The sequence below is a fragment of the Aquabacterium sp. OR-4 genome, assembly GCF_025290835.2.
GTDB lineage: Bacteria > Pseudomonadota > Gammaproteobacteria > Burkholderiales > Burkholderiaceae_C > Pseudaquabacterium.
In genome coordinates this window covers 1732758-1745702 of record NZ_JAOCQD020000002.1, presented here as the reverse complement: position 1 = coordinate 1745702, position 12945 = coordinate 1732758, and the positions used below count along the sequence as shown (strand labels likewise).

The 12945-nt window shown below is 71.0% G+C and carries 11 protein-coding genes; 3 read left to right on the top strand and 8 right to left on the bottom strand.

Features of this window, described 5'->3' with window-relative positions; translation table 11 throughout:
• Positions 1-167: 167 nt before the first annotated feature.
• The 5 genes from N4G63_RS19860 to def form a co-directional block, all read right to left on the bottom strand.
• A complete protein-coding gene (locus tag N4G63_RS19860) occupies positions 168-935 on the bottom strand; it encodes a head GIN domain-containing protein (RefSeq protein ID WP_314600096.1) in 768 nt (255 codons plus the stop codon).
• 135 nt (positions 936-1070) lie between these two features.
• Positions 1071-1454, bottom strand: a complete 384-nt coding sequence (locus tag N4G63_RS19855; protein ID WP_260787144.1) for a hypothetical protein — start codon at positions 1452-1454, stop codon at positions 1071-1073.
• 77 nt (positions 1455-1531) lie between these two features.
• Positions 1532-2371, bottom strand: a complete 840-nt coding sequence (gene htpX / locus N4G63_RS19850; protein WP_260787145.1) for a zinc metalloprotease HtpX — start codon at positions 2369-2371, stop codon at positions 1532-1534.
• A 106-nt stretch (positions 2372-2477) separates the two neighbouring features.
• Positions 2478-3422, bottom strand: a complete 945-nt coding sequence (fmt, locus tag N4G63_RS19845; RefSeq protein WP_260787146.1) for a methionyl-tRNA formyltransferase — start codon at positions 3420-3422, stop codon at positions 2478-2480.
• A 60-nt stretch (positions 3423-3482) separates the two neighbouring features.
• The gene (gene def, locus N4G63_RS19840) at positions 3483-4001 is read right to left on the bottom strand and encodes a peptide deformylase (protein WP_260787147.1); all 519 of its coding nucleotides are present in this window, start codon (positions 3999-4001) and stop codon (positions 3483-3485) included.
• A gap of 281 nt (positions 4002-4282) precedes the next feature.
• Between def and N4G63_RS19835 the strand changes: the two genes are divergently transcribed.
• The 3 genes from N4G63_RS19835 (at position 4283) to N4G63_RS19825 (ending at position 7240) form a co-directional block, all read left to right on the top strand.
• Positions 4283-5446, top strand: coding sequence for a LysM peptidoglycan-binding domain-containing protein (locus N4G63_RS19835; RefSeq protein ID WP_260787148.1), 1164 nt, complete (start codon positions 4283-4285; stop codon positions 5444-5446).
• Positions 5447-5462: 16 nt separating this feature from the next.
• Positions 5463-6680, top strand: coding sequence for a DNA-processing protein DprA (gene dprA, locus N4G63_RS19830; RefSeq protein WP_260787149.1), 1218 nt, complete (start codon positions 5463-5465; stop codon positions 6678-6680).
• Positions 6681-6787: 107 nt separating this feature from the next.
• On the top strand, positions 6788-7240 hold the full coding sequence (locus tag N4G63_RS19825) for a Smg family protein (RefSeq protein WP_260787150.1): 453 nt from the start codon (positions 6788-6790) through the stop codon (positions 7238-7240).
• Positions 7241-7351: 111 nt separating this feature from the next.
• On the opposite strand, the gene N4G63_RS19820 is transcribed toward N4G63_RS19825, so the two are convergent.
• From N4G63_RS19820 to secD, 3 genes are read right to left on the bottom strand one after another with little or no spacing between them, the layout of a single operon-like run.
• Positions 7352-9880: a DUF1631 family protein gene (locus N4G63_RS19820; protein WP_260787151.1), complete on the bottom strand. Its 2529-nt coding sequence runs from the start codon at positions 9878-9880 to the stop codon at positions 7352-7354.
• 55 nt (positions 9881-9935) lie between these two features.
• Positions 9936-10991 (bottom strand): protein translocase subunit SecF, encoded by a 1056-nt coding sequence (gene secF, locus N4G63_RS19815; protein WP_260787152.1) that lies wholly within the window; start codon positions 10989-10991, stop codon positions 9936-9938.
• Positions 10992-11010: 19 nt separating this feature from the next.
• A complete protein-coding gene (gene secD, locus N4G63_RS19810) occupies positions 11011-12930 on the bottom strand; it encodes a protein translocase subunit SecD (RefSeq protein WP_260787153.1) in 1920 nt (639 codons plus the stop codon).
• Positions 12931-12945: the final 15 nt, after the last annotated feature.

Here is a 12945-nt window from a genome sequence, read left to right as displayed (position 1 = left end):
GGGGCTGGGGCCGGCCCGCGGAAGCGGAAGTCATTGCCGCGATTGTCGGCGCTGTGGCCGCGGCGCCATGCAGGCGGGCCGTGCGCCGATGCACGCCGCGAGGCGCCACCGCCGCTGCCAGCGCGGCGCCACCGCCACCGCCGCTGCCAGCGCGGCGGGGGGCCGCCTCAGTACTTCTTCACCTTGCCCGAGCCGGCCACCTTGGTCTGCACCGTGGCGTTGCCGGTGTGGCGCACATCGCCCGAGCCGGCGATGCCGATGTCCAGCGTGCGCTGGGCCTGCAGGTCGACACTGCCCGAGCCGGCGATGCTGACCTTGGCATCGTCCGCACGCAGGCCGGCAGCCTTGACATCGCCCGAGCCGGCGATCTTCACCACCAGCCGCGTGGCCTGGCCGGCGGCCAGCACATCGCCCGAGCCCGATACGTCGATGCTCAGCTCGTCGGTGCTGATGTCGGCCAGCTGCACATCGCCCGAGCCGCTGATCTGCACGCGCAGCTGCGGCACCTTCAGCGCCTCGGCCAGCAGCTTGCCCGAGCCTTGCACGGCCAGCCCGCGCAGCTGCGGCACGGTGACCTGGATCTGCGGCGCCACGCGCGTCTGCAGGCTGGTGCCGCGCTTCCAGCGCAGCACCAGGGTGCGGCCGTCGACCACGCTTTCCAGCAGCGGCAGCAGGTTGGCATCGGCCGTCACGCTGACGGCCGGCACCGCGCCCTGGCGCACGCTCACCTTGAAGCCCTGGGTCTGGATGCTGTCGAAATCGCCCGGGCTGCGCTGCTCGGTGGCGGCCTCGCCGCTGCCCACCACGCGATCGGCAGCGCGCGCGGCGCCGGGCCAGGCGGTGATGGCCAGCATCAACAGGGCGCTGGCCAGGGCCAGGCCGAACAGGCGGTCAAGCCAGCCGGTCATCGGCCGTGAACGGGGGGTGGAATTCATCGCGTGCTCCTCGGTGGCCGCGATGATGGCTGAGGCGGGGCACCCGCCCCAGTGGCCGCGCGACGAAGCGTCGCCCAGGTGGCCCAGGCTGCGGCCTGGCGCGACGTGCCGGCGTCAGCCGCCGCGGCGCTGCGCTCAGTGGCCCTTCTTGCCCTTGGCCGGCGGGGCTTCTTCCTCGTCGGCCTCGTCGGCGGCCGAGGCCTTGGGCGCCGGCTTGGGCGCCGAGGCCGGCTCGGGCGGCTTGGGCAGCGGCACCACCGGGGTCACCGGCTCGATCTTGTTCTCGCGCATGTAGTTGTCCATCTCGCGCCAGCCGGCGTAGATGGCCGACTTGTCGGCCTTCTTGTAGAGCGTGTAGCAGTCTTCGATGGCGCGGCCGGCATGGCGGCAGGCGCCACCGATGGCCTTGCTGTCGGCTTCACGCTTGGCCGCGGCCGCGGCGGGCGTGTCGATGCCCAGCTGCTCGCAACCGGAGGCGAGTACGCACACGAGCATCCAGGGCGCGAGGGTCCACTTCATGCCCCCGATATCGGCCCGGCGGCGGGCCAACTTGAGCGGCGCTGCGGCGTGCGCGCGGCGCCGGGTGCCCCGTTCAATCAGCGCATGGCCAGCAGGCGCTCCACGCGTTCCTCGGTGGACGGGTGGGTGGAGAACAGGCCGCGCAGGCCGCCGCCCGACAGCGGGTTGACGATCATCATCTGCGCCGTCTCGGGGTGGCGCTCGGCGGCCTCGAGCGGTGCGCCGCGGGCAAAGCGCTCGATCTTCTGCAGCGCCGAGGCCAGGGCCTGCGGGTCGCCCGAGATCTCGGCGCCGCCGCGGTCGGCCTCGAACTCGCGCGCGCGGCTGATCGCCATCTGGATCAGCGCGGCCGCCATCGGTGCCAGGATGGCCACCAGCAGACCGGCCAGCGGGTTGACCGGCCGACCCTCGCTGTCACGGCCACCGAACATCATGCCGAAGTTGGCCAGCATGCTGATCGCGCCGGCCATCGTGGCGCTGACGGTGGAGATCAGGATGTCGCGGTGCTTCACATGCGCCAGCTCGTGGGCCATCACGCCGCGCATCTCGCGTGCGCTGAGGGTGCGCAGGATGCCGGTGGTGGCCGCCACCGCGGCATGCTCGGGGTTGCGGCCGGTGGCAAAGGCATTGGGCGCGTTGTCGTCGATCACGTACACCCGCGGCATCGGGATCTGCGCGCGCTCGGCCAGCTCGCGCACCATGCCCACGAACTGCGGCGCGGTGCTGTCGTCCACCTCGCGGGCGTTGTACATCTTCAGCACCATCTTGTCGCTGAACCAGTAGCTGAAGAAGTTCATCCCCAGCGCCACCAGCAGCGCCAGCATCATGCCGGTCTGCCCGCCCAGCACACGGCCGAGCAGCATGAAGAGGGCGGTGATGGCCGCCATCAGGATGGCGGTCTTCATCAGGTTGAACATGGTGGTTCAGCGCCCCGCGGGGCGGGGCAGGGGTGGCGATGAGGCGTCAGATGCGGCCGCGGGCGCGGAGTTCAATGCCGCGCGGGCGAGCCCCCGCCAAAGGCCATCAGCCGAGCTGGGTGCCGGCCAGGCCGGGGCACTGCTGCAGCAGCACGCCCACATCGATGCGCCGGCCGCCCGGCCGCTGCAGCGTGCGCAGCGCCAGCGCGCCGTCGCCGCAGGCCACCAGCAGGCGCTGGCCGTCGGCCTGCAGCACCTGGCCCGGCGTGCCGCCGGCCTGCGGCAGCACCTCGGCCGCCCACAGCTTCACCACCTCGTTGCCGAGTGTGAAGCTGGCGCCGGGAAACGGGTCGAAGGCGCGCACGCGGCGCTCGATCACCGCCGCCGGCTGGCGCCAGTCGATGGCCGCCTCGTGCTTCTCGATCTTGTGCGCGTAGTTGACGCCCTCGGCCGGCTGCGGCGTGCGCCGCAGTGCCTCGGGTGCGGCCAAGCCCTGCACGCACAGCGCACCACCCTGCGTGGCCAGGCGGTCGTGCAGCGTGGCGGTGGTGTCGTCGGGGCGGATGGCCTGCGCCGCGGTGAGCAGCATGTCGCCGGTGTCCAGGCCGGCGTCCATCTGCATCAGCGTGATGCCGGTCTGGGCATCGCCGGCCTCGATGGCGCGGTGGATGGGCGCCGCGCCACGCCAGCGCGGCAGCAGCGAGGCATGGATGTTCAGGCAGCCGCGCGCCGGCAGATCCAGCACCCACTGCGGCAGGATCAGGCCGTAGGCGGCCACCACCATGGCCTCGGGCGCGGCGCCCAGCAGCGCCTGGCGCGCCGCCGCGGCATCGTCAGGGTACTTGCCGTCCAGCCGCAGGCTGCGTGGCTGGGCCACGGCGATGCCGTGCTGCAGCGCCAGGGCCTTCACAGGTGAGGGCGTGAGCTTCATGCCACGGCCGGCCGGGCGGTCGGGCTGGGTCAGCACCAGCGGCACGGTGTGCCCGGCGGCCAGCAGCTGGCGCAGCGCCTCGGCGGCAAATTCCGGCGTGCCGGCGAAAACGAGCTTCATCGGGTCAGGCGTCAGGGCGTCAGGGCTTGGGGCAGGCGGTGTGCGGTGGCCGGCGCCGGCTCAGCGCGGGCTGTCCTGCTCGTCGCGCGTCTTCTTGACCATCTTGGTCTTGATGCGGTTGCGCTTGAGCAGGCTCAGGTACTCCACGAACACCTTGCCCATCAGGTGGTCCATCTCGTGCTGCACGCACACCGCGGCCAGGCCCTCGGCGTCGAAGCTGAAGCTGCGGCCCTCGCGGTCGAGCGCGCGCACGCTCACCCGCGCATGGCGCTGCACCGGCTCATAGATGGTGGGCACCGACAGGCAGCCTTCGTCGCCCACGTGCATCTCGTCGCTCACCGCGGTGAGCTCGGGGTTGATCAGCACCAGCGGCTGGTCGCGCTCGGCCGAGGTGTCCATCACGATCACGCGTTCGTGCACATCCACCTGGGTGGCGGCCAGGCCCACGCCGTCGGCCTGGTACATGGTGGCCAGCATGTCGTCGGCCAGCTGGCGGATGCGCGCGTCCACCTGGCTGACGGGCTTGGCCACGGTGTGCAGGCGCGGATCGGGGTAGCGGAGGATCGTCAGCATGGGCATGGCAGGGCGGTGTCGGCCTCGGGCCGACACATGGGGAAACAACTGTGGATGTCAAGCAACGCCGGGCGGTGAAGGCCTTGGGGCGGCGGTGGCCAGCCTCAGCGCTTTTCATTGCGGCATCAAGGGTTTATCGGCAGAATCTGCGAGGCTGCATGAAGTATTTCAGCGCCCTTGCAGCCCTTTGCAGCCGTTGGCGAGCCAAGGGCGGGTGGGGGCACTGCGATGCAGCTTGTGCCGCGCGGTGCGGATTGTCGCACCGGCCCCTTCCGGAGACTGTCGCCATGAGTTCACGCCCGCCCCGACCCGCACGCCTGCGCCCGATGGCGTGCGCCTGGGGTCTGCTGCCGCTGCTGTGGGCGGCCGCTGCCGGCGTGCAGGCGCTCGAGCCGGTCACCCCGGCCTGGCGCGCCACCGCCCAGCAGGTGGCCGAGGCCGGCGTGCCGCTGTCCGAGCTGGCCGCCAACGCCCCCGATTCGCACACCGTGCAGCGTGGCGACACGCTGTGGGGCGTGTCCTCGCTGTTCCTCAAGGGCCCCTGGCGCTGGCCCGAGCTGTGGGGCATGAACCTCGACCAGATCCGCAACCCGCACCTGATCTACCCGGGGCAGGTGCTGGTGCTCGACAAGAGCAACGGCCGCGCGCGCCTGCGCCTGGCCAGGGGCGCGGCAGATGGCCAGATGCCCAGCAACACCGTCAAGCTGTCGCCCACGGTGCGCAGCCAGCTGCTTGACAACGGCGCCATCGCGTCGATCCCGCTGCACCTGATCGGCCCCTTCCTCAACGAGGCGGTGGTGCTCAGCGACGACGCGCTGGCCACCGCGCCACGCATCGTGGCCACCCAAGAGGGCCGGGTGATGGTGTCGCGCGGCGAGACGGCCTATGTGCGCGGCGATCTCGCCGGCGCCCGCAGCTTTGCGGTCTACCGCCAGACCAAGCCGCTGTCCGATCCCGAGACGCGCGAGCTGCTGGGTTTCGAGGCCGGCTATGTCGGCACCGCCGACTTGCTGCGCACGGCGGTCGAGCAGGGGGTGCCGGTGCCGGCCACCTTCACGATGACCAGCGTGCGCCAGGAGGCCGGCGTGGGCGACCGCCTGGCACCGGTGCCGCCGCATGACCTGCAGGCCTATGTGCCGCATGCGCCGGGCCAGCCGGTGGCCGGCCGCGTGGTGTCGATCTACGGCGAAGCGCTGAGCGCCGGCCAGAACCAGATCGTGGCCATCAACCGCGGCACGCGCGACGGCATCGAGCGCGGCCATGTGCTGGCCTTGTGGCGCGCCGGCACGACGGCGGTCGACCGCACGCAGGACAAGCCGCTGCTGATGCAGCTGCCCGACGAGCGCAGCGGCCTGCTGTTCGTGTTTCGGGTGTTCGATCGCGTGTCCTATGCGCTGATCGTCTCGGCGCTCGATCCGGTCAAGCCCGGCGACCGCTTCACCCAGCCCTGAACCGGCGCGCGGCGGCATGTCGGTGTCGTCCGCGCCCGACGCTGACGAACTGGCCGCCTGGCTGCGCCTGCTGGCCACGCCCGGCGTGGGCCGCGACACCGCGCGGCGCCTGCTGGCCGCGTTTGGCTCGCCGCAGGCGGTGCTGGCCGCCGGCGAACTGCCTTGCCGCAGCGTGGCCGGCGTGGCGGTGGGTGCCGCGCTGGCGCAGGTGCCCGCCGGGCTGGCGACCCAGGTGGCCGCGGTGCAGGCCTGGTTGCAGGGCGCTGGGGCCAATGGCCCGGCGCGCCGCGTGATGGTGCTGGGCGATGCCGACTATCCGCCGCTGCTGCTGCACACCGCCGATCCGCCGCTGCTGCTGTACCTGGAGGGGCGCAGCGAGCTGCTGTCGGCGCCAGGCCTGGGCATCGTCGGCAGCCGCCGGCCCACGCCGCAGGGCCGCGAAAACGCCCGGGCCTTTGGCGCCGCCCTGCTGCGCCAGGGCTGGACGGTGGTCTCGGGCCTGGCCCTGGGCATCGACGCCGCCGCCCACGAGGGTGCGCTGCAGGCCCAGGCCGAAGCCGCCGCCGGTGCCGACGGCCCCGGCACCGTGGCGGTGATCGGCACCGGCATCGACGTGGCCTATCCGCTGGCGCACAAGGCACTCACCCGGCGCATCGCCGCGCGTGGTCTACTGGTCAGCGAGCTGCCGCTGGGCGCGCCACCGCTGGCGGCGCATTTTCCGCAGCGCAACCGCCTGATCGCCGGGCTGACCCGCGGCACGCTGGTGGTCGAGGCTGCACTGCGATCGGGCTCGCTGATCACCGCGCGGCTGGCCGCCGAAGCCGGGCGCGAGGTGTTTGCGCTGCCGGGCTCGATCCTGTCCGACCAGAGCGAGGGCTGCCATGCGCTGATCCGCCAGGGCGCCACGCTGGTCAGCTCGGTCGAGCAGGTGCTGGAAGACCTGGGCCCGCCCGCCGCCGGCGCGGGCCGCTGGCCGGCCGCCAGCACCACGCCGGCCGATGCCGGCGCGGCCGCAGGGCTGTGGCCCGACGCGCCCGCGGCGGCGGCCTCGGCAGACGAAAGCGACGACCCGGTGCTGCGCGCGCTGGGCCACGATCCGGCCTCGCTGGACGCCCTGATGGCTCGCTGCGGCTGGCCCGCGCACAGCCTCTCCGCCCACCTGCTGACGCTGGAATTGAGCGGCCAGATCGCCCGTTTGCCTGGCGGTCTGTACCAGAGAATCCAGCGTTCTTGAGCGCTTTTCGGGCAGTGAGCGCATGCTCACATCAAAGCCATGAAAAGCCACCGGAACCCAGGCCTGGGCCCACGCCCCAATCCCGGGCCCTGGGGTATAGTCAATTCATGTTCGAGGTTCTGGTCTATCTCTACGAGAACTACTGGCGCCCTGATGCGTGCCCGGATCACGCCCAGCTGACGCGCAAGCTCTCGGCCGTGGGCTTCGAGTCCGACGAGATCCAGGAAGCCCTGGTGTGGCTGGACGGCCTGGCCGAAGTGGCGCAAACCTATACCGGCGAGCAGTCCGAGGCCAGCATGCGCGTGTACTCGCCGGCCGAGGTGGATCGCCTGGGCCCCGATTCCGTGGCTTTCGTGAGCTTTCTCGAATCGGCCGGCGTGCTGCCGCCCTCGATGCGCGAAATGGTCATCGACCGTGCCACCGCGGTGGGTGAGTCGCCGCTGGCACTCGAAGACCTGAAGGTCATCGTGCTGATGGTCTTCTGGAGCCTGGGTGAAGAGCCCGACGCGCTGATCCTGGACGAGCTGTTCGTCGCACCCGAAGAGCGCCTGATCCACTGATCGGCGCTTGCGAGCGCTGCGGCGCTTTCAAGCGCCGGGCCACCACCCCTGTGCACGACCGCCTGCGCGCGCGGGCCGGGCCGGCGGGCCGACACCCGGCACCGGGATCTTCTAGTTCATCAGCTTCGACGGATCAGCGTCCAGCCGCGCCAGCGCGCTGCGTGTGGCCTTGACGGTGAGCGCTTCGTCTTGCGCAGGCAGCAGCAGGCCGGCCTGCAGATAGGCGGCCAGGCGCTGCTGCTGGAACATCAGGCAGCGGCCGGCCGGCGTGACGAACAGCGACAGCTGGCGGCGCATGCCGTGCCACACCAGCTGCACGTTCTCGCGGCGGCCACGCCAATCCAGCGTGTACCAGCTGCCCACCATCAGCTCGCGCGCCCAGGCCAGCATCGGCGCGGTGGGCATGGTGCCGCCGTCGGACACCACCTCGAGCTCGGAGCTCTCGTGGCCCGACAGGTCGAGCACCATCGACTCGTCGATCTCGATGTCTTCGGCGGCCGGCAGCAGCTCTTCGAGTGAGTCGAGCCGCTCCATCAAATCCTGCAGCCGGTCGCTGGGAATCACCGCCGCCTTGGCAGTGAAGGCCGCGGCCAGCGCGTTGTTCAGCGCGTTGATGCGCTCGTCCTGCTTCTCGGCGGCCATGTTGGCCGAGGCCATGCCGTCGCGCAGGCGCTTGAGAAGCGGCGGCAGGCGGCGAATGACCTCGGCGCGCTCTTCGCGCGTGACCTTGGCGCTGGCCGACCAGATCAGGTCGGCGGCGGCGCGCTTCATGGCCTTGGTCTCGGTGCTTTGCGCGCCGTAGCGCACGGCCGAGGTGGCCAGCACGTCGGCCCACACCTGGAACAGGAACTGGCGCACGCCCTCCTGCACCGGTACCTCGTTGAGCATGCGGCGCAGCTCGATGGTGTACTGGATGGCCAGGGTTTCGCGCTGCTCGACCTGCTGGGCCAGCGAGACGCCGCGGCGGGTGGCCTCGTTCTCGTTCTTGAAATAGTGCTCGAGGAACTTCTCGAACTCGACCAGCACGGTCTGGAACACGCGCCGGCCGGTGTCGGGATAGGCTTCGACCACCTGCACCACGCGCTTGATCTCTTTCTCGAGCGCGTCGCCGACCGCGCCGCTGGCCGAATCGAGCCCCATCACGCAGGCGCCCATGCGGTCGATCAGCCGGCGCGCCGGGTGGTCCAGCGTGGCGAAGAAGTCGGGCTCGCTGATGGCCACGCGCAGCACCGGCATCTGCAGCCGGGCAAACCACACGCGCATGGCCGCGGGGATGCGGTCTTCGGTGAGGATGCTCTGGAACATCATCGCCACGATTTCGATGGTGGCCCGCTCGGTGGGGCTGGAGGCGGCCTGCTTGAGTGCCTGCTTGCCCTTGTCGAGCTCGTCGAGCAGCATCGGCCCGGTGGGCGCCATGGCCCCGCCTGGTGCGCCACTGCCGCTGCGCCGGCCGGCCAGCCCGGCGGCGCCGCTGGGCGGCGTGGCCACAAAGCGGCGGCGCAGGTTCTGCTGCGCGTTCTGGATGGCCACGGCCAGGGTGTCGGACACCGGCCGCGCCTGCACCGTGTCGGAGAAGCCAGGCAGGTGGCGGCCCACCAGCCGGTTGAGCCGGCTCATCACCGCCTCGGCATGGTCGCTGCCGCGCGCCAGCGGCGCGGCGCGGGTCATCATGCGGGTTTCTTCGCCCACCTGCCGGTCGTCGGACGGGCCGTGCGACGGGTCGGCGTAGCGGGCGTTGCGGCGGCTGTCGCGCTCGCCGGCAGACTCCCAGCCGCCGTCGTACGCACCGGCGTCGGCATGGCCGGCGTGGCTTGGGTAGCCCGAGTGCGCGCTGCCGTAGTAGCCGCCGGCGCCACTGGCGTGGGCGTGGGCCATGCCGCCATGGCCGCTGGAGGTGCTGGGCACCCCCGAGGTGCTGCGCGGCGCCTGGCCCTGGGCACCGAAACCGCTGCCGCCGCCACCACCGCCGCCGCCATTGCTGTCGCGGGTGCGGCGGATCAGCGGGCGCAGGTCGACATCGGCCATCACGCGCTGGCTCACCAGCCAGCGGTTGGTCTCGTGGTAGGCCTCCTGGGCCAGGGCCGAGAACTCGTCGTGCAGCAGCGGCTGGGCCTCGCGCCAGTCACCGGCCAGCAGCCCCGACTGGCGCCAGGCGTCGAGCGCCACGCGCGCCAAGATGTGGGCGCGCAGCATGTCGTGGGTGTCGAGCTCGCCGCGGCGCTCAAGGTAGGCAACGCGCGAGCGCAGGTCGGTGAACTCCCAGGAGGCGCGATCCATCACCGCCAGCGCCAGGCGCGAGGTGAGGATCTCGCGCTCGATGGTGTCGTCGTCCACCAGCGACAGGCCGCCGCCGCGGCCGCCCAGCGGCGCATCGGAAGGCACCGAGGCCGTGACGCCATGTTGCAGCACGTGGCGCAGGCCGCTGGCCATGGCCGCGTGCCAGGCGCCCGAGCACTTGATCAGGCCCTGCACCAGATCGCGCCTGCGCTGGCCCACGGCGTACTCGGCCGGTTTGTCGAGCAGTTCGCGCGCGCCGCTCGAAACCGCTGTCACGAGGGCCGGCAGGCCCTTGAGCAGTTCTTCCACGTAGCGGCGCCGTGCCAGGCTGGCGATCTGGGCGTTGTCGGCAGCGGTCGCCATGGTGGAAGGCAGGACTTCGGGAGACTCAGAAATGACGCCTTACTCTATACCAGGACTAGACCACCGCCCCTGCATTCGGGTCGTTGGGATCGTGTTCCTTTGTACCGGCGCCCCCTCCCTTGCTGATGAGGTCTTCCCGCTTGACGCCCAGCCACATCGCGATGGCCGCGGCCACGAACACCGACGAGTAGATGCCGAACAGGATGCCGATGGTCAGGGCCACGGCAAAGTAGTGCAGCGTCGGGCCGCCGAACAGCAGCATCGACAACACCATCAGCTGGGTCGAGCCGTGGGTGATGACGGTGCGGCTGATGGTGCTGGTGATGGCGTGGTCGATGACCTGCGCGGTGTTGAGCTTGCGGTACTTGCGGAAGGCTTCGCGGATGCGGTCGAAGATGACCACCGACTCGTTGACCGAGTAGCCCAGCACCGCCAGCACCGCCGCCAGCACGGCCAGCGAGAACTCCCACTGGAAGTAGGCGAAGAAGCCCAGGATGATGATCACGTCGTGCAGGTTGGCGATGATCGCCGCCACCGCGAACTTCCATTCGAAGCGGATGGCCAGGTAGACCATGATGCCGATCACCACCACGGCCAGCGCCATGGCGCCGTCAGTGGCCAGTTCCGAGCCCACGGCCGGGCCGACGAATTCGGTGCGCGAGAGCTTCAGCGGCTCGGTGCCGGCGGCCACGGCACACGAGGGCCGGCTGACCTGCTCGCCCTGGGCCGTGGTGTAGGCCTTGGTGCCCACGCTGCCGCCTTCGGCCTTGCACAGGGCCTCGAAGGCCCGCGTGGCGGTGGCGGCCTGCTCGCCGGCCTTGGCCTCGCCGCTGACCGGCATGCGCACCAGCACATCGTGCGAGGTGCCGAAGTTCTGCACCTGTACCTCGCCGAGCTTGAGCGCCTCGACGGTGCTGCGCACCTTCTCGAGGTTGGCGGCCTGGGTGTACTCGACCTCCAGCACCGTGCCGCCCTTGAACTCGATCGACAGGTGCAGGCCGCGGGTGAGCAGGAAGAACACCGCCGCGGCAAAGGTGACGAAGCTGATGATGTTGAACACCAGCGCATGCCGCATGAACGGGATGTCGCGGCGGATGCGGAAAAATTCCATGGTCGTGCTCCTGTCGCGCTCAGGCCTTGGGGGCCGGGTCGGCGTCGGTGTTGTCGGGCGTCAAGGCGGAGCCGGCCACCGCGGCCGGGCGCCACACCTGGCCGATCGACACGCTCTTGAGCTTCTTCTGGCGGCCGTACCAGAGGTTGACCAGGCCGCGCGAGAACATCACTGCCGAGAACATGCTGGTCAGGATGCCCAGGCAGTGCACCACGGCAAAGCCGCGCACGAAGCCCGAACCGAAGGCCAGCAGCGCCAGGCCGGCGATCAGCGTGGTGATGTTGCTGTCGAGGATGGTGGCGAACGCGCGTTCGTAGCCGGCATGGATGGCCGCCTGGGGCGAGGCGCCGTTGCGCAGCTCCTCGCGCACGCGCTCGTTGATCAGCACGTTGGCGTCGATGGCCATGCCCAGCGTCAGGGCGATGGCGGCGATGCCCGGCAGCGTGAGCGTGGCCTGCAGCATCGACAGCACGGCCACCAGCAGCAGCAGGTTGAAGCCGAGCGCCAGCGTGCTGATCACGCCGAACAGCAGGTAGTAGCCGCACATGAACACCGCGATGGCGGCGAAGCCGTAGGCCACGCTGGCAAAGCCCATCTGGATGTTCTCGGCGCCCAGCGTCGGGCCGATGGTGCGCTCTTCGATGATCTCCATCGGCGCGGCCAGCGAGCCGGCGCGCAGCAGCAGCGCGGTGTCGCTGGCTTCCTGGGTGGTCATGCGGCCCGAGATCTGCACGCGGCCGCCGCCGATCTCGCTGCGGATCACCGGCGCGGTGACGACCTCGCCCTTGCCCTTCTCGAACAGCAGGATGGCCATGCGCTTGCCGATGTTGTCGCGCGTGACATCGCGGAAGATGCGCGCGCCCTTGGCATCGAGCGTCAGGTGCACGGCCGGCTCGCCGCTGGTGCCCGAGTCGAAGCCCGACTGGGCGTCGGTGAGGTTCTCGCCGGTCAGCACGACCTGGCGGAAGACGATGATCGGCGTGCCGTCACGCTCGAGGTAGCGCTCGCTGCCAAAGGGCACCGGGCCGGCGCCGCGCAGCGCATCCAGCGCCTCGGTGCTGCTGTTGACCATGCGCACCTCCAGCGTGGCGGTGCGGCCGATGATGTCCTTGGCGCGGGCCGTGTCCTGCACGCCGGGCAGCTGCACCACCACGCGGTCGGCGCCCTGCTGCTGGATCACCGGCTCGTTGGTGCCCAGCTCGTTGATGCGGTTGTGCAGCGTGGTGATGTTCTGCTTGATGGCCGCGTCCTGCACCGCCTTGGCGGCCGGGGGCTTGAGCGCGCCGGTGAGCTTGACGTCGCTGCCGTCGGGGGCCGGCGTCCACTGCCAGTCGGGCAGCTGGTCGGACAGCACATTGGCCGCCTGCTGGGCGGTGGCCGCGTCGCGCAGGCGCACCGTCACCGTCTGGCCGTCGCGGGCGATGCCGGCATGGCGCACGTTCTTGTCGCGCAGCAGCGTGCGGGCGTCGCCCACCACGCTGTCGGCCTTCTTCAGCAGCGCGGCCTTCATGTCCACCTGCATCAGGAAGTGCACGCCGCCGCGCAGGTCAAGGCCCAGGAACATGGGCATCGCGTGCAGGCGGCTCAGCCAGGTGGGCGTGCGGCTCAGCAGGTTGAGCGCGACGATGTAGCCGGGGTCGGCGGCATCGGGGTTCAGCGCCTTGGCGATCGCGTCCTTGGCCTTGATCTGGTCGTCGGTGCTGCCAAAGCGCGCCTTGACCGAGGTGCCTTCCAGCTGCACGAAGTCGGCCGTCAGCCCGGCGGTCTTGATCGCCTGCTCGATGCGCGGCACCAGCGCCGCCTCGACCTTCAGCGTGGCCTTGGCCGAAGACACCTGCACGGCCGGCGCCTCGCCGAAGAAGTTGGGCAGCGTGTAGACCAGCCCGATCACCAGCGTCAGGGCCAGCAGGGCGTATTTCCACCAGGGGTAACGGTTCATCGTCGCGATCCTCGA

Coding starts and splice junctions, on each gene's coding strand:
- fmt (WP_260787146.1), bottom strand. CDS start 3,422: ATGAAGCTCGTTTTCGCCGGCACGCCGGAATTTGCCGCCGAGGCGCTG.
- N4G63_RS19820 (WP_260787151.1), bottom strand. CDS start 9,880: ATGGCGACCGCTGCCGACAACGCCCAGATCGCCAGCCTGGCACGGCGC.
- N4G63_RS19855 (WP_260787144.1), bottom strand. CDS start 1,454: ATGAAGTGGACCCTCGCGCCCTGGATGCTCGTGTGCGTACTCGCCTCC.
- htpX (WP_260787145.1), bottom strand. CDS start 2,371: ATGTTCAACCTGATGAAGACCGCCATCCTGATGGCGGCCATCACCGCC.
- N4G63_RS19860 (WP_314600096.1), bottom strand. CDS start 935: ATGAATTCCACCCCCCGTTCACGGCCGATGACCGGCTGGCTTGACCGC.
- def (WP_260787147.1), bottom strand. CDS start 4,001: ATGCCCATGCTGACGATCCTCCGCTACCCCGATCCGCGCCTGCACACC.
- N4G63_RS19825 (WP_260787150.1), top strand. CDS start 6,788: ATGTTCGAGGTTCTGGTCTATCTCTACGAGAACTACTGGCGCCCTGAT.
- dprA (WP_260787149.1), top strand. CDS start 5,463: ATGTCGGTGTCGTCCGCGCCCGACGCTGACGAACTGGCCGCCTGGCTG.
- secD (WP_260787153.1), bottom strand. CDS start 12,930: ATGAACCGTTACCCCTGGTGGAAATACGCCCTGCTGGCCCTGACGCTG.
- N4G63_RS19835 (WP_260787148.1), top strand. CDS start 4,283: ATGAGTTCACGCCCGCCCCGACCCGCACGCCTGCGCCCGATGGCGTGC.
- secF (WP_260787152.1), bottom strand. CDS start 10,991: ATGGAATTTTTCCGCATCCGCCGCGACATCCCGTTCATGCGGCATGCG.